This window comes from Pseudoxanthomonas sp. CF125, from assembly GCF_900104085.1.
In the GTDB taxonomy this organism is placed as follows: domain Bacteria; phylum Pseudomonadota; class Gammaproteobacteria; order Xanthomonadales; family Xanthomonadaceae; genus Pseudoxanthomonas_A.
On sequence record NZ_FNLD01000004.1, the window covers coordinates 101,153 to 122,087 of the forward strand.

The following is a 20,935-nucleotide window of genomic DNA, read 5'->3' on the forward strand; positions in this document are numbered from 1 at the left end:
CGCAATGGGAAAGGCGGTGGGCATGGGCCCTTCTCGCCCATCCTCAGGAGGAGCCATGTCCCACATCGAGAGTTGCATGTCCGTTGAAAGCGTTCGATGCGGCGCGCTGCGTGCGAGCAGCGCTCAAACGCGGAACAGAACCCGTTCTGCGGTTACCATCGGCGTTTTCGCGAATCAGGGAGCCATGCGCGCATGAGTACCGAACCGCAACCCACCGGCCAGATCGAAGCCAGCGCTGCGGAGGCGCCAGCGCCCGCGCAATCGCTATGGGCTGAACTGCGCGACGCGATCCGCGGCACCAATGCGGACTACACCAAGATTCCGATGCGCAAGGCGGTATTCCTGCTCGCCGTGCCGATGGTGCTGGAGCTGGTGCTGGAATCCACCTTCGCGGTGGTGGACATCTTCTTCGTTGCCAAGCTTGGCCCGTCTGCGGTGGCCACGGTGGGGCTCACCGAGAGCCTGCTGTTCCTGCTCTACGCCATCGCCATGGGTCTGGCGATGTCGGTGACGGCGGTGGTCGCGCGGCGCATCGGCGAAGGCAACCGCGAGGGAGCGGCGGTGGCCGCGGTGCAGGCGATCGGGGTCGCGGTGCTGCTGGCGGTGCCGTTCGCGGTGGCGGGAATTTTCTTCGCCAAGGATCTGCTGCGCCTGATGGGCGCCGACCCCTGGACGCTGGAGCACGGCTATCCCTACATGCAGTGGATGCTGGGCGGCAACGTGGTGATCATCCTGCTGTTCGTGATCAACGCGATCTTCCGCGGCGCCGGCGATGCGGCCATCGCCATGCGCGTGCTGTGGCTGGCCAATGGCCTGAACATCCTGCTGTGCCCGCTGCTGATCTTCGGCATCGGCCCGTTCCCCGAGATGGGCATCGAGGGCGCCGCCCTGGCCACCGTCATCGGCCGCGGAACGGGTGTGTTGTATCAGTTGTGGGTCCTGTTCCGCGGCGGCAAGCACATCCGCGTGGCCGCCTCGCAACTGGCCTGGCACGGCGCGATCATGTGGAACATCGTGCGCACCTCGCTGGGCGGCATCGGCCAGATGATCGTGGCGATGACTTCGTGGATATTCCTGATGCGCATCCTGGCCGGTATCGGCAGCGAGGCCGTGGCCGGCGCGACCATCGCCATCCGCATCATGATGTTCACGCTGATGCCGGCCTGGGGCATGTCCAATGCCGCAGCCACCCTGGTGGGGCAGAACCTGGGCGCCGGCCAGCCGGGCCGCGCGGAAGCGTCGGTATGGCGGATCGGCTGGTACAACATGGCGTTCACGCTGCTGATCTCCGTGTTGTTCTTCTTCCTGCACGACCGCCTGATCGCCATCTTCACCGACGATGCGCAGGTGATCGCCATCGGCGGCCAATGGCTGCGGATCCTGTCGTATTCGTATTTCGTCTACGGCTGGTGGATGGTAGCGGTGCAGGCTTTCAACGGCGCCGGCGACACGGTCACGCCCACCAAGATCAACGTGGTGTTCTTCTGGCTGCTGCAGATACCTCTGTCGTACGTCCTGGCCATCACCCTGGGCTGGCAGCACACGGGTGTTTTCTGGGGCGTGTTCGTTTCCGAAACGTCGGTGGGGCTGTTCACCCTGTGGCTGTTCTCGCGCGGCAAGTGGAAGACGGCGCAGGTGTAGCGACCGAAGGGCGGGCTCTGCTTGTCGTGCGGCGGGCTTGAGCCCGCCCTATGTGCGATCGGGAATCCCCTGACGATCCGGAGGCGGCAGCTGCTCAAGCACTTCGTTGCCGAAGTAGGGCTCATCTTCCACCCAGAAAATATAATCCAGCCCAAGATACCCTTCCGCGAAAGCGAGCAGGTCCTGCACCGTATTCTTCTTGCCGGTTTTGGGATTGGTTTGGCGAAGATTTCCGTCCTGCACCGCCATGCCTTTTACCAGCTCGTCGGGATAGTCCTTGAAGAAGCCGTAAGTCTGCGACATGTGGCTTTTGCGGTATGGCATGAGATCAGGCCCGCCTATCCCCATTTTCAGCTTGCTGGCTTCGGCGAAAAGGGTGCGCATATAGCCCTTGTCGTTCCATGGCAACCACTCGCCGGGCACGAAATTCAAGTAGACCATCGGAATGGACTCTTTGAAGGAATCGGCGAGCACACGCATGTTGTCTTGAATCGCATCCACATAAGCTTGCGGATCGAAATCGACGGGAAAAGTGGTGCTGCCGTCGGCGTTCTCAGTGCCGATATCCATGGAGCTCTCGCTGAAGTTGATCCCAACTACTTTTCCGTCGAACTCGGCGCCCAATTGCCGGATCAGCTTCTGGTAGCGTTCGCGGACGGGGGCCTGCCACATCTTGGCTGACCAGCCATACTCGTCCTCGGACAATGGTTTGTCCGGATCTCGCTCTGGCGCGCTAAGCATGCTCTGCTTGATTACGCCGCCCTGATAAACCGGGTCATTCAACAGGTAATCAGGCACATTGCGGCGTGGAGTAAACGATTTTTCCTGGATTTGAATCCAGAGCCGCTTGTCGATTGAATCAAGGTAGGCAAGGTCCTCTTTTATCGCGCTGAAATCATACCGGTCCTTGGAAGGCTCAAGTTCGCGCCATGTATAAACAATTTGAGCCCCGCTGAAGCGGGGATCGCGCAGGGCTTTGTCCGTCTTGACGTCGGCGCCATCCGTTCCCCGCTGGTACATATAAATATAGTTCTTCGGTGGGTTCTCGGCAGCGATGAGAGACGTGTTTGCGGAGAAAAGAAAAAGAAAACACAGGAACCCGATGCATTTCATATCTCTGCTCTTTTCCGATGAGGTCGATTGTGCGGTGAGTGCGTCATCAACCGAAAGTACGCGGCTCTATATTGTTGATTCCGCAGAGTGCGGCTACCGCGCGGAGAAGATCGACTTATACGACGCCCATGCTGAACCAGCGCCCTGAACTCCCGCTACCGGCGCATGCAGCGCTGGTAACGCTCGTCCACCCGAGTGGCGAACCAGGCGGTGGTCAGTTCGCGGGTGATCTTGGGGCTTTCCAGTTTGATGCCCGGAACGATCGCGCGTGGCAGCGGTTTGCGCTCGTGGGCTTCGGCCAGCGCGAAAACCCTGGTGTAGAGATCGGTGTCGTCGAAATCCAGCCGGTCGCCGCGTTCCAGCGCATTGCGGATCGCCCGTTCGTCCAGGCCCAGCTGTCCGCTCAGCGCACGCACCGCCGACTCGGTCTTGCCGGGACCGTCCATGCGCGCACCAGGCCGCAGCAGATCGCCATCCAGCGCAAGCGGAATGCCCGAAGCCAGGCTGACCGCGTTCTGGAAGGCGGCATTGCGGCTGGCGTACCAGCCGGCGTTGTAGTCGGCGAAACGGTGTAGCTTGCGGTTGTACGGCGTGCGATAGCCCAACAGATGGGCGATGCCGAAATACAGACCGCCGCGGCGCGTGAACGCTTCGTCGCGGATCGAGCTATCGATAGGGTAGGGATAGCCGCCGGCGTGCGATTCGGCGAAGGCAATGCTCACCTGCATCGGTCCGGCGGTCTGCACCGGGTTCATGTCTGCGAACAGGCGCTTGCCCAGCGGCACGCGGCCGATCATGTCTTCGTAGATCTCGCTGAGCTGGCGTTCGGTGCGCGCGGCTTGCAAACGTTGCGCATACGACCTGCCGTCGGAAGACTTGAAGTTGAGCGCAGCGTCCACCAGGAATTTGGGAATGTGTTTGGAAGCCGCGCGCCGGTCGATTTCGCCGCGCGCGATTTTCGGCAGGCCGGCCACCACAGGATCGGCCTGATAGCCGGATTCCTGTTCGGTCACGGCGAGCACGGCACAGATGTTTTCGCTATTGGGCTCGATGCGTTGGGCGGCGAATGCGCTCTGGATATCGGCCGCCCAGCCGGCCCGGTCCGTGGCCGCTGGGATCCGCCGCGCAATCTCGGCGCGCACATCGGTGGGGCGTTGTCCTGGTTGCAGCGGCCCTTGCGTCGCGCAGGCGGTCAGCAGGACGGGCAGCAGGCATGCCATGCGCCGTAATAGGCGTGGCCTCCAATTGCGTGGCGAAGTAGATACAGCCGCGTGTGTGGGCAATGGGTGCGACTGCATCATCGGTAATTTCCGCTCATGCCGGCAGCATACGATCGACTTTGGGTTCATGCCACGCCAGTGCCCCCTCTTTGCAAAAGAAAGCATGCAAGTGCCCCCTTTTGCAAAAGGGGGCGGGCATGGACGCCGGCTTTCGGTGGCACCGGTAAAGTCGTATCGCCTTCATCCCCCGGAACTGAGTTCGGGGTCCGGATGCCGCATTCTCAGTCCGGAATTTCGGCTTCCACCAATTTCCCCAACAATACCAGCGACTCCTGCCAGCCCAGATAGCACTGTTCGGCCGGAATGACCTCGGGGATGCCTTCCTGCACCACATGCAGTTCGGTACCGCAGGACACTTCGGTCAGCGAGATGGTGGTCTGCATTTCGCCGGGCAGATTGGGATCGTCGAAGCGGTCGCTGTAGCGGATAAGCCGGTTCGGCGTCAGTTCCTGATAGGTGCCGCCGAAGCTGTGGCTGTTGCCCGTGGAGAAATTGGTGAACGACATCTTGTAGGTCCCGCCAACCTGCGCGTCCAAGTGATGGACCCTGCAGGTGAAGCCGTTGGGCGGAAGCCATTTGGCCAACGCGTCCGCATCCAGGAAGGCGCGGTAAAGACGCTCGGGCGTGGTTCGCAGTACACGGTGCAGCCGTACGGTATTGGCGGTCATATCGGATTCTCGTTGGCAGAGGAAAGCCCTCTGTCTCCACGACGACCGGGAAGGCCCGGATTCGACAAAGACCGATCATCGCATCGCAATGGACTGCCGGTTTGATTTTCGTTCAACCCTGGTTTGTGGAATATTCACTTCCCGCATTCCGTGTGCGCATCCAATATCGCGGCTTCCGATCCGACCCGAGGGAGCGAAAGCATGCCGCTGCAATCCGTTTCCGCTTCGGCCATGACCCTGGGTTTGCTGCTTGCCGCGATGGGTGCGCCCGAGCGGTGGACGCCGGCGGAGATTTCGACCGATCTGTACGAATCTTCGCCGACGCTTTCGCCCGACGGCCGCGAGTTGTTTTTCTTTCGCGCCGACCGCCAGTTCGACCATTACCGCCTGTTGTCCACGCGCTGCGTAGGCGGACGCTGGTCGGCGCCGGCCGAGCCCGCTTTCGCCGCAGCGCCGGGCGTGCTCGAAACCGATCCTGCCTTCAGTCCGGATGGCCGCCGCCTTTATTACGGCACCGACCGGCACCGCAAGGACGATCTGGATATCTGGAAGGTCGAACGCAACGCCAGTGGCGAGTGGGGCGCGCCGACCCGCTTGCCGGAGCCGGTCAATTCCATCCACAGCGAATTGTTGCCGCGCGAACTGGCCGACGGCCGCCTGTTGTTCGGATCCAACCGGCCGGGCGGTCCCGGTGGCCGCGACCTGTATCTGGCGACGCCGCAGGGCGACGGTGAATGGCGGGTGGAGCCGCTGCCCGGAGGCGTGAACACGGCGGGCGACGAGTACGAGGCCGACATCTCGCGCGATGGCAGGGTAATGGTGGTGGTGGCCAACCGCGGCGAACGTTCGCACCTTTACCGCTACGAAAAAGTGGACGGCGTGTGGCACGAACGCGGGCAGGTGCCGGCGCGGCAGGATGTCTTCCAGGTCGGGCCGTTGCTGTCGCCGGACGGCAAACGCTTGTTGTTCGCGCAGGCCGACGGTCAGAAGTCGGGCGAGCTGTTTCTGGTGGACTTGGAACCCGGCGCGGATCCGGCCTGGCCGCGCGTCTGCGACTGAGCGGAGCGGAAGAAGACGCCGCCAACGTGACCGTCCGCACAATCGGGCGAAGCGAACCCTCCTGCGCACGTGCGCGAATGCGCCGGGAATGGCAAGCTGTGCGCGCTAAGCTATGGCGGGGAAGCCGAACGGCCTAGCGTTTCGACGTCGCGACACACTGGGGAGTGTGATGAAGTCAGGATTCAACTTACCGGCCGTCAGCCTGGCGGCTGTCTGATGCGTATTGCTTTCCTGGCGATCGCGCTGGCGATCGCTGCGCCGGTTTCCGCCCAGAACGTCAGTGAGACCTTCGACCGGATCAGCGGCGAGCGCGCCATCGCCTATACCGCCGACGGCAGCATGGATACGAGCATGCCGGTCTTTACCTTCGAGGCCATTCTGGTTGGCGATGCGTCCTCATCGACGATCAATCTGGCCTTCGTTTCAGCCAATGGAGGATCAGGTGCTGCGGCGTCGCGGTTCTCCGCATGTCACGACATCGACTGGTTGGTGGATGGCCGGCCCTTGCCCGCCGGGCCAACGTCGTACCGCGGCAAAGTCGTGGATGGGGAAATGATCGAGTTGATCGGCCAGAACGTCACTCCGCAATGGGCCAGCGCGGTCGGCGGTGCCCAGGATGTGCGCTACCGTGTTTGCCGGAACGAATATTCCTTCACTCACAACGATATCGAAGCCTTCGCAAGGATCGCCGCCAAGTTGAAAAGCTTGGTGCTTTCGTCCTCCGCGGCTCAAGCGGACGCGCCTGCCGCCGCCTCGGCCAAGGAAGTCGAATACAAAGGCATGAACTGGCGGCCCAAGCACCAGCAATCGTTGTTTCCCGGCAGGCCCTGATTACTACCCGCGCTTTGCAGTAGGGAAAGGCCAGAGCGCCCCGGCGTGCGAGCCTGTGGCACCATCGCACCTTCGAAACGCACAGAGCCGCGTGTCTGCATGATTGCTGTTGCCGCCATCCTGGTCCTCATCGTCGGTCCGCTGCTGCTCGCTTCGGCGGGCTGGTTCCGCACGCGCACCGAACCCGTGACACCGGTCGTTGCCTGGGATACGCGGCTCACGTTGCTGTCGGTCCTGCTCTACACGTTGGCCTTCAATCTGGTTTTTTTCGTGCAGGAGCTTTTCCTGGTGCTGCCCAAGGCGTTCACTCCCGGGTTGCAGCCGACCCTGTTCCACAACAACCATCGTTGGGAAGGCGAACATGCGCTGGCCGGTCTGTTCCAGGGCACCGGCGCTTTGGCTACTTTCATGCTCGGATTGGGTTGTTTGTTCCTGCTGCGGCGTGGAGTGGGGCGCGCCACGCCTCCGCGCCTGTTCCTGATCTGGTTGGCGTACTGCGGGGTGTTCATGGCGTTGCCGCAGGTCGTGGTAGGCGCGCTGAGTTCCGGCAGCGATGTGGGCATGGCGATGGATTACTTCTGGCTCAGCGCCAACGCCAAAAATATCGCCGCGCTGCTGGCCCTGGCGGCCATTCCCCTTTTCGCGCGGCAATTCTCGCGGCACCTGTTGGGTCTGGCCTCCCAACCCGCACAGTTGGCGAGCGCAGGCGCATGCAGCCGTTTCATTTTCCAGACGGCCACCGTGCCGGCGCTGGTGGCGATCGTGCTGATCCTGCCGTTCCGCGTGCCGCGCGAATGGATCGAGGTGCTGTTCCTGCCGGTCATCGTCGCCGGGGTCGGCATGTTTTGGATCCAGTCCGGCGCCTGGCGCCTGCGCACGGTCAAGGCGACCGGACTGCCGGTGGCGATTCCGCTGGCCTATCCGCTAGGGGCGGCCATTGTGTTGCTGCTGGTCTTCCAGCTGTTGTTGCGCCCTGGCATCCCCTTCTTCTAAGAATGATTGACTGCTTCCAGACCCCAGGAGTCGTCCGATGAAACGCTCAAGAATGCCGCTTGGTGCATTGATCCTTTGGGTCGGAGTGCATGCCGCATCCTGTTTCGGTCAACAGGCCGACACTACCCAGGTGTCGCAGCAGAAGCGCTGGGAGTTCGAGGCGACTCCCGCGTGGCAGGACGAGTTCGATTACACCGGCGCTCCGGACCCGGCCAAGTGGGGCTACGACATAGGCGGCCACGGCTGGGGGAATAACGAACTGCAGTACTACACCGACAGCACCAGCAATGCATTCGTCGCCGACGGCGTGCTTACCATCGCCGCGCGAAAGGAGAAAAAGGAAGGCCGCGACTACACTTCCGCCCGGGTGATCTCGAATGGAAAAGGCGATTTCCTCTACGGGCGCTTCGAAATAAAAGCGAAGCTTCCTTCCGGCAAAGGCACTTGGCCAGCGTTATGGATGCTGCCCACGGACCAGGCGTACGGTGGTTGGCCGAAGTCGGGGGAGATAGACATCATGGAGCATGTCGGCTTCGATCCGGACCGGGTGCATATCACCACGCACACAGAAGCCTACTACTTCCAGATCAAAACGCAGAAGACCGCCACTAAAGTCATCGACGGCGCCATGGATCGGTTCCATCTCTATCGCGTGGACTGGACTCCCGACGCGATCCGCGGGTATATCGACGATGCGCTGGTGCTCGAGTTCCCCAACGAAGGCAAGGGCTACCAGGTGTGGCCCTTCGACAAGCGTTTCCACCTGTTGATGAATATCGCGGTCGGCGGCGACTGGGGCGGACAAAAAGGCGTGGATGACGACAGCTTTCCCGCACGCATGCAGGTCGATTACGTCAGGGTCTACAAGTTGATCGAAAAATAAAGGCGGCCGGCTTTAGCTTGAATCTCGCTATTCGCGGATATGGGCGAGCCGTTTCGGCCCGCCCATTCCTGCCTGATGATTCAATCGATCAGTGCTTGGTCTTGGGACCGAGTTCGACCACCGGCGAGAAGCCGCCGAAGATCATGCGCGCGCCGTCGAACGGCATCGGATTCTGGTCGGGCGACAGTCTGGGGTCCTTCATCGCCTTCTCCATGCCGACGTCGCGGGTGGCCTTGTCGGGCCACTCGACCCACGAAAACACGACCGTCTCATCTTCCTTGGCTTTCACAGCGCGGCGGAAATCCGTTTGCTTGCCGTCCTGCACATCGTCCCCCCAGCACTCCAGGATACGGGTGGCGCCGTGCTCCACGAACACCGAATCTCCGTCTTTCGCATGCTGAATGAATTTCTGTTTGTTGGCGGTAGGTACTGCAATTACAAATCCGTCGATGTAAGGCATCTCTGGTCTCCTTCACGCGGTTGGGGAGCCGCATCGCGCAAGATGCGCTTGGCGAGGTTAATGCGGGGTCACAAAGACGTTCGCCTGGTGTTCCAAGCCCGGGAAACCCGTCGTCCCCGCGCAGGCGGAAGTCCAGTGCCTTTCGTCCCGCAGCCGTACGGTTTGCAGAAAAGCCTGGAGCCGCCGGATCCCCGCATGCGCGGGGACTGGGAATCCGTTCCAGATCATCCGCAGAAAAATACGATGTCTTCAGGCAGGTCGTCTTCCGACAGATCGTAAACAGGCTCTACCATGCAGGTTTCCGTAATTCGGAAACCGTTCGATGCAGCTCTCCGGCCTCTATCTGTACCCGATCAAGTCCTCCGCGCCGCTCGAGATGCGAGCGGCGGTGGTGGAACCACGCGGCCTCCGGCACGACCGCCGCTGGATGGTGGTGGATGCGGAGGGCCGCTTCCTCACCGGGCGGCAGCTGCCGCGCTTGACCTTGGTGCGCGCGCAGCCGGACCCGCAGGGCCTTTCGCTGGACGCTCCCGGCATGCCGTCGTTGCAGGTCCCGTTTCCGCAAACCGGAGCGACCGTACCGGTCAACGTGTGGAAGAACGAAGTCGCCGCCAAGCGCGTAGACGCAGCCGCCGACGCATGGCTGAGCGAATTCCTGCAACTGCCCGTGCATCTGGTGCATATGGACGCCGGCGTCGCCCGGCCGATGACCGACCCGCATTCGCGGCCTGGCGATGAAGTCAGCTTTGCCGATGCCTTTCCCTTGCTGCTGATTTCGCGCGCTGCGCTGGATGGCTTGAACGCCCGCCTGGCCAAGCCCGTGTCAATGCTGCAGTTCCGCCCCAATCTGGTGGTGGACGGCGTGGCCGCGCATGCGGAGGACGGCTGGAAACGCATCCGCATCGGCGAAGTGGAGTTCGACGTGGCCAAAGCCTGCACGCGCTGCGTCTTCACCACGGTCGATCCAGCACGCGGCGAACGCGATCCGGACGGAGAGCCCCTGCGCACTCTGATCGGCTATCGCCGCACTCCCGAGGGCGTCACCTTCGGCCAGAATCTCATCCCGCGCTCCCTGGGCAGCGTGCGCGTCGGCGATGCGGTGGAAGTGCTGGCCTGAATCGAAAGCTGGGCGCCACCGATGTCGATTCCGGTTTCTCCGGTTCGTCGTCTTCATGAAAAGCGCGCTTTTATCCCGTCTACGATCAGCCTGTGAGGACCCATCATGTACATCCAGCCCTATCTATCTTTCGATGGCCACTGCGATGATGCCATCGCTTTCTACCGCCAGGCGCTGGATGCCGAGGTGGTCATGCTCATGCGCTTCGGCGAAGGCCCGGGAGGAAGCGCAGAATGCCCGGGCGGCGCGGCGCCGCCGGCCGACAAGGTGATGCACGCCTGCTTGCAGATCGGCCAGACGCAGGTATTCCTATCCGACGGATTCAGCGCCGGGAAGCCGGAGTTCAAGGGAATTTCCCTGTCGCTGTCGGCGGCCGACGATGCCGAGGCCAGACGTTTGTTCGATGCGTTGGCCGAAGGCGGCCAGATCCAGCAGCCATTGATGCCGACGTTCTTCTCTTCGGGCTTCGGTATGTTGCTCGACCGCTTCGGCGTGTCGTGGATGGTGGTGGTGCCGGGTCAGGCAACCGGCTGAGCACGGCCGCCCTGCGTCAAGGCGACGGCCTCTTCGGCTTGCGCTGCCGAGGCTTTTTGTCGGAGGTCGCCGCAGGTTGGCCGTAATCAGCGTCCTCAATGCGATCCCTGTCCTGGTTGCGGCTGGTGTTGTCGTCGCGGAATTGGTCCGCGGACCGGCTTACGTTCTCCACCAACGCGCCATAGGGATCGGTTCGCGGATCCTGCGCTGCGCGGACCGTTGGCGGTTGGGTTTTCGGCCGTGGTGCGCTCGTTGCCGGCGCCGGGTTGCGGGTCTGTTCTTCGAGTGGCTGTGCCGAAGCGGGCGCGAATGTAAATTGAGCGAAGACCAGGCTGAAAAACAGGGCTTTCATAGCCAACTCCATCCACGCGTCGGGACAAGGATAACCGAGGGCATCCCTCATGACGAAGCCGTGTGCTTCCAGTGATGAACCAGGCCCAAAGGGGAGGCGTACCGCCAGTGGAGCGCGTAGCGATAAACGCATCGATCGGAGCTACACTTTTCGCATCCAGGAATGAGAGGCGAACAGAACTTGAACTTCAATCCGACCCGTCGCTCGTTGCTGCTTGCCGGCGCCAGCGCTGCCGCGCTCGCGCACTTCGAGCGGGCATTCGCAAAGAGCCTGCCGACTCCCGATGCGAGCGGCCGGCTGCAGGCGCTCGAGAGCCTTCATGGCGGCCGTCTCGGCGTCTCCATTCTCGACACGGGCACCGGAAAGCGCATCGGCCATCGCGCCGATGAGCGCTTCCCGATGTGCAGCACCTTCAAGTTCCTGGCCGCGGCGCAGGTGCTGTCGCGGGTGGATCGCGGCGAGGAGCGGCTGGATCGCCGCATCGTCTACGCCAAGGACGATTTGGTCGCGTACTCGCCAGTGACCGAAAAGCATGTCGCCACCGGCATGACTCTGGCCGAGTTGTGCCGCGCCACCATCACAGTCAGCGACAACACCGCCGGCAACCTGTTGCTGGCCAGCTTCGGCGGCCCGGCGGGCCTGACCAGGTTCGCGCAGTCGCTGGGCGACAGCGTGACCCGGCTGGACCGTTGGGAAACCGAACTAAACGAAGCGGTTCCCGGAGATCCGCGCGACACCACTTCCCCGGCCGCGATGCTCGACGACATGCGCTCGCTGTTGCTGGGCGATACGCTCTCGCCGGCTTCGCGCAAGCAACTGACCGATTGGCTGATCGCCACGACCACCGGCGACAAGCGCATCCGCGGCGGTCTGCCGAAAGAATGGCGAGCGGGCGACAAGACCGGCACCAGCAACAACGGCGTCACCAACGACATCGCCATCGTCTGGCCGCCGGGCCGCGCGCCATTGCTTGTCGCCGCTTACTACGCCGAATATGCGCAGCCAAAGGAAGCTCGCAACGCGGTCATCGCCGAAGTCGGGCGCATCGCCGCAAGCCTGTAGCGATTGTTTGCGGACCGACCATGGCCGAAGAGCGGTGCCGCATTCCTGCCATAACGCGCTGGAAAAGTTTGCGCTAACGATGGCAGACTCTGCGCTTCTATGAACCCGCATCCTCTCGACAATCCCATCTGGGAATCCCTGGCCAGCCGGCACCGCTCGCTGGCCTTGCGCCAGCACGATGCGGCGCGCTATCCGCCGGATGTTGCGCCTTTCCTTGGCGTGCCGGCCGACGGCATCGACGCGACTGCATCGCTGGAAGCGCTGGTTCCGCACGGCGACACCGTATTGCTGCTGGGCCGGGCCCCGGCCGAAGCCGAGGGCTGGCGATTGCAGCAGCTGGCGTTGCTGGCGCAGATGGTTTGCCCGACACGGATTGCCGAAGTGGATGGCCCGGAGCTTATCGAACTGACCGAAGTCCACCGCGCCGACGTGTTGGCGCTGACGGCGCTGGTCTACCCGCATTATTTTCGCCCGCGCACTGTCGAGCTGGGCCGCTATTTCGGCATCTACCAGGACGGCCGGCTGGCCGCGATGATCGGCGAGCGCATGGGCATGGACGAGTACACGGAGATCAGCGCGGTCTGCACCCATCCCGATTTCAACGGACGCGCTTACGCAAGACGGCTGATGGCGTGGCTGTCCAACGATGTGCTTGACCGCGGCTTGACGCCCTTCCTGCATGTAAGCCACGAAAACCGCAGGGCCAAGGAACTGTACGAGAGAAACGGTTATCGCATCCGCCGCGACATCCCGTTCTGGTCGTTGCGACGCACGGACAGCAACGCTTGAAAGCCGATGGCGCGGCTTAGTCCGGCTGCGCCTCGCTGTTGATGTCGCGGCTTTCCAGCACCCGGCTGGGTCCGCCGCGCGCGGTCGCGTTGATCATGGCCAAACCCACGCGCTCGGAAGTCGTCATTCCACCCGGCGCGTAGCGCACGGCCAGCGACAACAGCGGCGCCGTCGCCGCGTAGATGGCGCGTATCCACCCGACCTTGGGCCGTACGCCATGCAGAGGTTGGATGCCGCCAGGCCTGAACAGATAGACGGCCTTGAACGGCAGGCGCAGCAATGCGTTTTCGGTGCGGCCCTTGATCCTGGCCCACATCGACCGTCCTTGCTCGCTGGAGTCGGTATTGGCGCCGCTGACGTAGATGAAGGTCATGCCGGGATTGAGCCGGGCCAGCACGTCGGCCACGGCCAGGGTCATGTCGTAGGTGATGCGCTTGTACTCGGCTTCGGCCATGCCGACCGAGGACACGCCAAGGCAGTAGAAGCATGCGTCGTAACCTCGCAGCCGGTCCTCTACGGCCGACAGGTCGTACAGATCGGCATGGACCAGTTCCTGCAGCTTGGCGTCCTGGCGTCCGCTGGCGGTGCGGCCGAGCGAAAGCACGTGTTCGACCCGCCGATCGCGCAGACACTCGATCAATACGCCTTGTCCGACCATTCCGCTGGCGCCCAACAGGATTATTCTCATTGCCGCTTCCCCGATAATGGAGGAAGAGTAACCCGCCCGCCCTACTATCCGCCGATTCGGCTCCACGAGACTCCCATGAACAATTACATCGCCTTGTTGCGCGCGGTAAACGTCGGCGGAACCGGAAAACTTCCCATGGCCGATCTGCGCGCGATGTGCGAGTCGGCCGGTTTCCAGGACGTGCGCACTTACATCGCCAGTGGCAACGTGGTGTTGCGAAGCACGTCCACTGCGGCGCAGGTGAAGGCGACGCTGGAAGCGTCTTTGGCGCGGTATGCCGGAAAGCCGGTAGGGGTGCTGCTGCGCACCGCTGCCGAGATGGCGGCGGTCCTGGCCGCCAACCCCTTTCCGAAGGCTGCGCCCAACCGTGTCGTGGCGATCTTCCTGGACAACGCACCGCCCGCGGACACGCTGGCCACGCTCAGCCATCGCAACGGAGAAGAAGTGGTCTTGGGAAAACGCGAGATCTATGTGCACTACGGCGAGGGCATGGCCGATTCGAAGCTCAAGATCCCCGCAGCAAAGAGTGGGACGGGCCGCAACATGAACACGGTCTCCCGACTGGCGGCAATGGCGATGGAGTGATGCGCCGCACGACGGAGCGCTACCGGCGCTTCGCTTCCGTGAATTGCGCGTGCACGGGAACTTCCCGTCATCGAGGGTGCATTCATCCTTGGTTTTGTTCGTTTCCCGGACACGCACTAGACTGGGCCCATCGCGCGACATCGCGATGCTGCGCCCCAGCGGTGCTCCCCTCATCCCGGAAAGCGACGCGGCATGCCCATTCCAAAAAGGTTTCTGTTCGTTCTGGCCGTCTGCCTGACGGCCTGTCAGCAAAAGGCTCCGGTCCAGGCTCCGGTCAGGATTGTCGATGTGCCCGCCAACGCAGGGCAGGGCGGCGCGCTGAGTGGCGGATCGCCGGCGCCCGCGCCGGTCGCGCGCAAAACCGATGTGTTGAAAGGCACGGATTGGCCGGCGGTCGAGTTGACTTCCGGAGAGGCTTCGATCAGCTGCGAATCCGTTCCGATCGAAGCCAAGGGTCCGATCAGGGAGAAAGATCAAGTCGAAGTAAACGGTCAAATCGAAGAGACGAGCGGTCAGACGCTCACCGATCTCTCGTATGCGGAGGTAACCGCAGCGCTGGAAAAATGTAAAGAACCCGGAACCCTTCGATTGAACTACGAGGGCAAGATCGCGACCGATTTCACCGCCCTGGTGGAGCGAGTGGGCAATGTCGCCGAGCGGCTGAAAATAGAGCAGCGCATCCTGGATCTGGATTCAAGCGGCGGCCACGTGGAAGACGCCATGAAGGCGGGCGACGCCATCGGCGCCTCGCAATGGACCATCCGCGTGGGGGAGCACGCCATCTGCCACAGCGCCTGCGTGTTGATACTGGCTGCGGGCGACGATCGCCAGATCGCCGGCAAGGTCGGTATCCACCGGATGATCCGCGTGGACTCCACCGCGACCACGCGCGCGGAGCTGAGCCAGGAGCTGCGCGAGGTCTACGAAAACATGAAGGAATACCTGGAGCGCAATGGCGCGTCGGTGGCGGTCGCGGATCTGATGATGACCGTGCCCAACCGTAAGCTGCGGCTGCTGTCGGCGGACGAGCTGGTGGAATACGGGCTGGATGGCACCAATGCCGTGCAGGACGATCTTGAGCGCATCCGGCTGACGCGCAAATGCGGCGAGGATTTCGTGCGGCGCAAGGACGAATTCATGCGCGCCTTCGAGCGTGAATGCCAGTTGCCCGACAGCTCCGCAGAGAAGGTGGATGCTTGCGGGTTGGCGTTGCGGGAAAGCTTCGGCTTCCCCGACGGCAAATGTCCCATCGAAAGTCCGCTCTCCGCCCATGGCGACACGCGGCCGGCGGCCGGCAATGTAGGCAGCGAATAGCCCGGCCTTCGATCAGCGTGTCGATGCAGCTGTGAGCGCCGCAGGAGCGACGTGAGTCGCGAATCCACAACGCCGAAACTTTCCCTTGCTTCGCGACTCACGTCGCTCCTACGCGCTCACTGCCCATTCTTCGCACAAGGCCCGCTTCTGCGCCGCCGTCAGCTGCTTGATGCGGTATTCCGCGCGGCTGGCCTCGGAGCGATCGGCGTACGCGCATTGGCCCAGCAGACGTAGCGGCGGATGCGCGCGGGTGTAGCGCGCTCCTTTGCCTGCCACATGCTTCGCATAGCGCGACGCCACGTCGATGGCGATGCCGGTATACAGGCTGCCGTCGCGGCATTCGATCAGGTAGACGTACCAGGACGAGGACGGTTTTTGATGTCCGGGCATAAATGACCTGTCTTCGTTGGCCGTACCAGTGGTTGTCGATAAGGCCGCTCTCGACTTCGGGCTGCGGCAAGGCGTACGCGGAAACTCAGTGGGACGGGTCGATCACGCGAATGGTCACGTCGTCCAGCTGCACGGTCTGGCCTGCGCGGATCTTGCAGGTCTTGCGCAGTTCGGTAGCGCCGTCCACCGAGACCGCGCCGCTGGCCACCAGCGCCTTGCCCGCGCCGCCGCTGTCGCACAGTCCCGCCAGCTTCAACAGCTGGTTCAGTTCTACATGGTCGCGTTCCAGTTCGAATTCGAGGACTATCATGGTCTGGCGGACAACCTTGCGGAAGAAGACGCATTGCGGGGCGGCAGGATCGCACGACGCCATCGCCGCCGCCAACGCCTGTCAGCTTGTCGATCAAGTCTGCGGCAGCGGACAGATTCATTCCTTCTCGAACTGCGCGATCTCGTCGAAGATGCGCTGTGCCTTGAGTAGGCTGCCGCCAGTAACGCTGTCCTCCATCGCCTTGGCCAATCTGGGGCGTTTGGCGCTACGCGACCAGCGATGGAACCACCAGGTCGCCAGCAGGCCGGCAACGCCGATGCCCAGGCCGATCCAGACCACCGAGGGGGCCCTGGCATACAGGTCCACGCCAGCCAGGCCGGACAACACCATCAAGACCGGAACCCACATCAGCCACCAGGGCAGCCCGGCGATCATGCCGTTGATGATGTAGAAGCGGCGTAGCTTGGCGAGTTGCTTCTGAATGGCCAGCACCGGCGCGGAGTAATCGATGGTCCTGATCAGGCCCATGGTGCAGCCCGCCAGCGCGATGGTCGCCACGCCGTAGACATGCACGAAAATACCGGCCAGCAACAACGGCAGCGGCGGCCTGCTTTCAAGCCCGGCCCACAGGCAGCCCGCCAACAAGACGAAGGGCAGGCCGATGAGCAGCATCTGGGCCAGCTGACCCCAGAACAGCGGACGCAGGCTGGTGCGGGCCTTTTCCAGCTTCTTGTCCTTGAACAGCTCAAGATTGATGCGGTTGTTCTGTTCCAGCCGGCGATCCAGCGCTTGCCAGGTGGCTTTCAGTTCGTCGAGTTCCATGATGTTTTCCATGATCGTCTTGTCGGGTCAGATTTCGTTGCGGATGCGCTGCTTGAGGCGGCTGATCTTGGTGGCCACGTTGGTTTCGCTGATGCCCAGGATTTCGGCGATCTGGCGATAGCTCTGGTCTTCCAGATACAGCAGCAGCAAGGCGCGGTTGAGCTTGTCCAGCTGCGCGATGAAGCGGTGCAGGGCGCGCACCTGCTGGTCGGTTTCGTGATCGGCGCCGTTGTCGTCGGCGATGTCGTGCAGGGTTTCGTCCAGCGGCACCGAGTGCTTGCCCCGGCGCGCGGTGCCGCGCACATGGGTGATGGCCACGTTCAGCGCGATCCGGTACATCCAGGTCGAAAACGGCCTTTCGGCGTCGTAACCGGGAAAGGCGCGCCATAGCTGGGCGGCGATCTCCTGGACAAGTTCGGCGCGGTCCTCCGGATGGAAGCCGTAGGTGTTGGCGACCTTGAAAACGATCCCGCGGTGCCGTTCCAGCAGCTCGCCGAAGCGCTCCTGCGGTTGCGTTTCCCCTGCCATGATTGCCATCTGCCCCATTCAGCTGCCTGCGCGATTGTGCTGGTCTGCACCATGATTCGCACCGGCGCGGCGAAAATCACGGCTCGGCGCGCCCAATGCGCCAATAAAGTGGGCAGGGATGAACAAAACCAGCCATACGCCGACGGATGTCATTGCGCTGTCTTCACGGGTCCCTGACAATCGGGGTTCCCATGGGAGATATTTCTTGAGTTCCGACCTTCAGGCGTCCACCACGGCCGCCCAGCTACGCAAGTTGTGCTCGCATTTCGCCAAGCCGCGCCTGAGCCGCGCCATCTGGCAGCTGCTCAACACCCTGCCGCCCTTGCTGGCCATCTGGGCGCTGATGGCCTGGAGCGTGGTCGATCAATGGGGCTACGGCTGGACGCTGCTGATGGCCGTTCCCGCCGCCGGCTTCTATGTGCGCCTGTTCATCATCCAGCACGACTGCGGCCACGGTTCCTTCTTCGCCAGCGAGCGCGCCAACCATATCGTCGGCGCAAGCCTGGGACTGATCACCCTGTTCCCGTTCGGCTACTGGAAGAAAACCCACGCGATCCATCACGGCACCTCCGGCAATCTGGACCGCCGCGAGATGGGCGACATCGAAACGCTGACTGTGGCCGAGTACGAATCGCGTTCGTGGTTCGGCCGCTTCTGCTACCGCTTCTACCGCAGCACGCCGGTGCTGCTGGGCATCGGCCCGCTGTACCAGTTCGTCATCAAGCACCGCTTCCCGTTCGACCTTCCTTTCAGCTGGAAGAAAGAATGGGCCAGCGTGATGCTCAACAACCTGATGCTGCTGATCGTCGGCGGTTCGCTTGGTTTCGCGATCGGCTGGCATACCGTGCTGCTGGTGCATCTGCCGATCGTGCTGTTGGCCGGCGCCATCGGCGTGTGGCTGTTCTACGTGCAGCACACCTTCGAAGGCGCCTACTGGACCAACAAGGAAGAGTGGGACGCCGGCAAGGCCGCGGTCTCGGGCAGCTCGTACTTCGACCTGCCGGCCGTGCTGCACTGGTTCACCGGCAACATCGGCTACCACCACATCCACCACCTGGCCAGCCGCATCCCCAACTACCGGCTGCGCGAGGCTTTCGAGTCCAGCGAACTGCTGCAGTCGGCCCCGCGCCTGACTTTGTGGTCAAGCCTGAAGTGCGCCCGCCTCAAGCTGTGGGACGAGCAGTCCCGGCGCATGGTCGGCTTCGGCTATCGGGCCAAGGCGCTGGCCTAACAATTGTTGTAGGGCGGGTTTTAACCCGCCGTCAGGCTGTCGCGACCACCCGAAAGGCGGGTTAAAACCCGCCCTACGCCATCCGCACAGCCTGCGCTGAATACCGGTTTAGGGCGACAGCTCTTGTCCCAGGGCGCACAATATCGCCTTGCGTAGGCCCTGTTCCGGGGCGCGCCGGAGTTTTCTGTCATGTCCAACGAGTCGCCCAACGAGTCCAACCCCCCCCTTCTTTTCGCCGATCTTGGCCTTTCCGAGCCCGTCATGGCCTCGGTCACCGAGGTGGGCTACGAGTCCCCTTCGCCCATTCAGGCGGCCACCATCCCGGCGCTGCTGCAAGGCAAGGACGTGCTTGGCCAGGCCCAGACCGGCACCGGCAAGACCGCCGCCTTCGCGCTGCCGATCCTGTCGCGCCTCAAGCTGGACCAGAGGAAGCCGCAGGCGCTGGTGCTGGCGCCGACCCGCGAACTGGCCATCCAGGTGGCCGAAGCCTTCCAGCGCTACGCCCGCAAGATTCCCGGGTTCGTGGTGCTGCCGATCTACGGCGGGCAAGGCTATGCGCCGCAGCTGACCGCATTGAAGCGCGGCGTGCACGTGGTGGTGGGAACGCCGGGCCGGGTCATAGACCATCTGGACCGCGGCACCCTGGACCTGTCCGAACTAACCACATTGGTGCTGGACGAAGCCGATGAAATGCTGCGCATGGGCTTCATCGACGATGTCGAGGCGGTACTGAAGAAGACCCCGCCGACACGCCAGGTCGCCCTGTTCTCGGCGACCATGCCGCAGGTGATCCGCCGCATCGCCCAGACCTACCTGCACGATCCGCAGGAAGTCACCATCACTTCCAAGACCACCACCGCGACCAACATCCGCCAGCGTTACTGGTTCGTCAGCGGCATGCACAAGCTGGATGCGCTGACCCGGATCCTGGAAGCCGAACCCTACGAAGCCATGATCGTGTTCGCCCGCACCAAGGCCGGAACCGAAGAGCTGGCGCAGAAGCTGCAGGCGCGCGGGTTGGCCGCCGCCGCCATCAACGGCGACATCCAGCAGCAGCAGCGCGAGCGCACCATCCAACAGTTGAAGGACGGCAAGCTGGACATCCTGGTGGCTACCGACGTGGCCGCGCGTGGCCTGGATGTGGAGCGCATCAGCCATGTGCTGAACTACGACATTCCCTACGACACCGAAAGCTATGTGCACCGCATCGGCCGCACCGGTCGCGCCGGCCGTAGCGGCGATGCGATCCTGTTCGTCACCCCGCGCGAGAAGGGCATGCTGCGTTCGATCGAACGCGCCACCCGCCAGCCGATCGACGAGATGAAGCTGCCCAGCGTGGAAGCGGTGAACGACCGCCGCGTGGAGCGCTTCCTGGGCCGCATCACCGACACGCTGGCCACCGGAGAACCGGGCGAATACCGTTCGCTGGTCGAACGCTATGAGCAGGAACACAACGTGCCCATGGTGGACATCGCCGCGGCCCTGGCCCGCTTGCTGCAGGGCGAAACGCCGCTGCTGCTGCGTCCGGACCGCACGCCCGCACCGGCGGCGCAGGCTTACGAACGCAACGAGCGCCATGAACGCAGCGAACGCCCTGCGCGTCCGCAGCGCAGTGAACGTCCGGCCACCGGCGAGCGGCCTGCCTATGCCGAACGCCCTGCGCGCGAAGAGCGTCCTGCGCCGCGTCGCGAGGAGTCTTCCGCACCGTTCGAACGGCCGGCCGCGCGCAGCTTCGACAAGCCTGCGCGCGAAACTTCGCGCATCGAACGCCCCAGCTTCGACAAGCCGACCGCTGAACGCCCGCGCATCGACAAGGGCGCGCCGCGCGAGAAGCCCGATGTGGGCATGGAGTCATTCCGCATCGAAGTGGGCCACGCGCATGGCGTGAAGCCGGCCAACATCGTCGGCGCCATCGCCAACGAGGCTGGCCTGGACAGCAAGTACATCGGCCGCATCGACATCCAGGACGACTACACCGTGCTGGATCTGCCCGAAGGCATGCCCAAGGAACTGCTGATGCACCTGAAGAAGGTGTGGGTGTCCGGTCAGCAGCTCCGTATCCACAAGGTGGGCGAGGGCGATACCGGCGGCGATGCCGCGCCGCGCAAGTTCAAGCCGGCGGCAGCGCGCACCGGCAAGCCCTCCGGCTTCAAGCCGGGCCCTCCTGGCAAGCTGCATCGCAAAGGGCCGCCCAAGCCGCGCGAGTAAACCAAGGCGTCGGTAGAATCAGGCCGTCGCCAACTCAACGTCGTCATCCCCGCGAAGGCGGGGACCCAGCGACTTTGCTTTTGCCTTTTACTCGTAAGCTTAAAGCGGAAGTCACT

Annotated in this window: 23 protein-coding genes; 13 read left to right on the forward strand and 10 right to left on the reverse strand. The window is 63.2% G+C overall.

The annotated features are described in order from the left end of the window. The first annotated feature begins 192 nt into the window (after positions 1-192). A complete protein-coding gene (locus BLR66_RS18035; RefSeq protein ID WP_093290040.1) occupies positions 193-1,641 on the forward strand; it encodes an MATE family efflux transporter in 1,449 nt (482 codons plus the stop codon). 48 nt (positions 1,642-1,689) lie between these two features. Here the strand turns inward: BLR66_RS18035 and BLR66_RS18040 are convergent, their stop codons facing one another. The 3 genes from BLR66_RS18040 to BLR66_RS18050 form a co-directional block, all read right to left on the reverse strand. Continuing rightward, positions 1,690-2,754 carry a hypothetical protein gene (locus BLR66_RS18040; RefSeq protein WP_093290041.1) on the reverse strand — a complete coding sequence of 355 codons (1,065 nt, stop codon included), beginning with the start codon at positions 2,752-2,754 and terminating at the stop codon, positions 1,690-1,692. Between the two features lie 155 nt (positions 2,755-2,909). Further along, positions 2,910-3,974: a DUF1615 domain-containing protein gene (locus BLR66_RS18045; RefSeq protein ID WP_093290042.1), complete on the reverse strand. Its 1,065-nt coding sequence runs from the start codon at positions 3,972-3,974 to the stop codon at positions 2,910-2,912. A 281-nt stretch (positions 3,975-4,255) separates the two neighbouring features. Beyond that, positions 4,256-4,702 (reverse strand): SRPBCC family protein, encoded by a 447-nt coding sequence (locus tag BLR66_RS18050; protein ID WP_093290043.1) that lies wholly within the window; start codon positions 4,700-4,702, stop codon positions 4,256-4,258. A 201-nt stretch (positions 4,703-4,903) separates the two neighbouring features. On the opposite strand from BLR66_RS18050, the gene BLR66_RS18055 reads away from it, so the two are divergent. The 4 genes from BLR66_RS18055 to BLR66_RS18070 all read left to right on the forward strand — a co-directional run bounded on the left by BLR66_RS18055 (position 4,904) and on the right by BLR66_RS18070 (position 8,468). Next, positions 4,904-5,761 (forward strand): TolB family protein, encoded by an 858-nt coding sequence (locus tag BLR66_RS18055; RefSeq protein WP_093290044.1) that lies wholly within the window; start codon positions 4,904-4,906, stop codon positions 5,759-5,761. A gap of 216 nt (positions 5,762-5,977) precedes the next feature. After that, positions 5,978-6,592, forward strand: a complete 615-nt coding sequence (locus tag BLR66_RS18060) for a hypothetical protein (RefSeq protein ID WP_093290045.1) — start codon at positions 5,978-5,980, stop codon at positions 6,590-6,592. Positions 6,593-6,691: 99 nt separating this feature from the next. After that, positions 6,692-7,585: a hypothetical protein gene (locus BLR66_RS18065; protein WP_093290046.1), complete on the forward strand. Its 894-nt coding sequence runs from the start codon at positions 6,692-6,694 to the stop codon at positions 7,583-7,585. A 37-nt stretch (positions 7,586-7,622) separates the two neighbouring features. Beyond that, positions 7,623-8,468, forward strand: coding sequence for a glycoside hydrolase family 16 protein (locus BLR66_RS18070; RefSeq protein WP_093290047.1), 846 nt, complete (start codon positions 7,623-7,625; stop codon positions 8,466-8,468). 88 nt (positions 8,469-8,556) lie between these two features. Here the strand turns inward: BLR66_RS18070 and BLR66_RS18075 are convergent, their stop codons facing one another. Further along, a complete protein-coding gene (locus tag BLR66_RS18075) occupies positions 8,557-8,928 on the reverse strand; it encodes a DUF1428 domain-containing protein (RefSeq protein ID WP_093290048.1) in 372 nt (123 codons plus the stop codon). Between the two features lie 322 nt (positions 8,929-9,250). Here BLR66_RS18075 and BLR66_RS18080 point away from each other — a divergent pair, with 322 nt between their 5' ends. Then, positions 9,251-10,045, forward strand: coding sequence for an MOSC domain-containing protein (locus tag BLR66_RS18080; RefSeq protein WP_093290049.1), 795 nt, complete (start codon positions 9,251-9,253; stop codon positions 10,043-10,045). A gap of 105 nt (positions 10,046-10,150) precedes the next feature. Next, on the forward strand, positions 10,151-10,579 hold the full coding sequence (locus BLR66_RS18085; RefSeq protein WP_093290050.1) for a VOC family protein: 429 nt from the start codon (positions 10,151-10,153) through the stop codon (positions 10,577-10,579). A 16-nt stretch (positions 10,580-10,595) separates the two neighbouring features. Here the strand turns inward: BLR66_RS18085 and BLR66_RS18090 are convergent, their stop codons facing one another. Beyond that, positions 10,596-10,931 carry a hypothetical protein gene (locus BLR66_RS18090; protein WP_143014699.1) on the reverse strand — a complete coding sequence of 112 codons (336 nt, stop codon included), beginning with the start codon at positions 10,929-10,931 and terminating at the stop codon, positions 10,596-10,598. A 162-nt stretch (positions 10,932-11,093) separates the two neighbouring features. Here BLR66_RS18090 and bla point away from each other — a divergent pair, with 162 nt between their 5' ends. Both bla and BLR66_RS18100 read left to right on the forward strand, forming a co-directional pair. Next, the gene (gene bla / locus BLR66_RS18095; protein WP_093290052.1) at positions 11,094-11,993 is read left to right on the forward strand and encodes a class A beta-lactamase; all 900 of its coding nucleotides are present in this window, start codon (positions 11,094-11,096) and stop codon (positions 11,991-11,993) included. A gap of 99 nt (positions 11,994-12,092) precedes the next feature. Beyond that, positions 12,093-12,782 (forward strand): GNAT family N-acetyltransferase, encoded by a 690-nt coding sequence (locus tag BLR66_RS18100; protein ID WP_093290053.1) that lies wholly within the window; start codon positions 12,093-12,095, stop codon positions 12,780-12,782. Positions 12,783-12,798: 16 nt separating this feature from the next. Here the strand turns inward: BLR66_RS18100 and BLR66_RS18105 are convergent, their stop codons facing one another. Continuing rightward, positions 12,799-13,470, reverse strand: a complete 672-nt coding sequence (locus BLR66_RS18105; protein ID WP_093290054.1) for an NAD-dependent epimerase/dehydratase family protein — start codon at positions 13,468-13,470, stop codon at positions 12,799-12,801. A 75-nt stretch (positions 13,471-13,545) separates the two neighbouring features. Here BLR66_RS18105 and BLR66_RS18110 point away from each other — a divergent pair, with 75 nt between their 5' ends. Continuing rightward, positions 13,546-14,055 (forward strand): DUF1697 domain-containing protein, encoded by a 510-nt coding sequence (locus BLR66_RS18110; RefSeq protein ID WP_093290055.1) that lies wholly within the window; start codon positions 13,546-13,548, stop codon positions 14,053-14,055. 288 nt (positions 14,056-14,343) lie between these two features. After that, positions 14,344-15,369 (forward strand): COG3904 family protein, encoded by a 1,026-nt coding sequence (locus BLR66_RS18115; protein ID WP_255402772.1) that lies wholly within the window; start codon positions 14,344-14,346, stop codon positions 15,367-15,369. A gap of 108 nt (positions 15,370-15,477) precedes the next feature. Here BLR66_RS18115 and BLR66_RS18120 read toward each other — a convergent pair whose 3' ends face one another. The 4 genes from BLR66_RS18120 to BLR66_RS18135 all read right to left on the reverse strand — a co-directional run bounded on the left by BLR66_RS18120 (position 15,478) and on the right by BLR66_RS18135 (position 17,380). Continuing rightward, positions 15,478-15,759, reverse strand: a complete 282-nt coding sequence (locus tag BLR66_RS18120) for a GIY-YIG nuclease family protein (protein WP_093290056.1) — start codon at positions 15,757-15,759, stop codon at positions 15,478-15,480. An 85-nt stretch (positions 15,760-15,844) separates the two neighbouring features. Further along, positions 15,845-16,069, reverse strand: a complete 225-nt coding sequence (locus tag BLR66_RS18125) for an RNA-binding S4 domain-containing protein (protein WP_093290160.1) — start codon at positions 16,067-16,069, stop codon at positions 15,845-15,847. 117 nt (positions 16,070-16,186) lie between these two features. Continuing rightward, entirely contained in the window at positions 16,187-16,852 is a 666-nt protein-coding gene (locus BLR66_RS18130; RefSeq protein ID WP_143014700.1) for a serine/threonine protein kinase, read from the reverse strand. Between the two features lie 27 nt (positions 16,853-16,879). Next, positions 16,880-17,380, reverse strand: coding sequence for an RNA polymerase sigma factor (locus tag BLR66_RS18135; RefSeq protein ID WP_093290161.1), 501 nt, complete (start codon positions 17,378-17,380; stop codon positions 16,880-16,882). Between the two features lie 205 nt (positions 17,381-17,585). Between BLR66_RS18135 and BLR66_RS18140 the strand changes: the two genes are divergently transcribed. Together BLR66_RS18140 and BLR66_RS18145 are read left to right on the forward strand one after the other, a co-directional pair. Further along, positions 17,586-18,611: a fatty acid desaturase family protein gene (locus BLR66_RS18140; protein WP_176943960.1), complete on the forward strand. Its 1,026-nt coding sequence runs from the start codon at positions 17,586-17,588 to the stop codon at positions 18,609-18,611. A 189-nt stretch (positions 18,612-18,800) separates the two neighbouring features. Next, positions 18,801-20,819, forward strand: coding sequence for a DEAD/DEAH box helicase (locus tag BLR66_RS18145; RefSeq protein WP_093290059.1), 2,019 nt, complete (start codon positions 18,801-18,803; stop codon positions 20,817-20,819). The last annotated feature ends 116 nt before the right edge of the window (positions 20,820-20,935 follow it).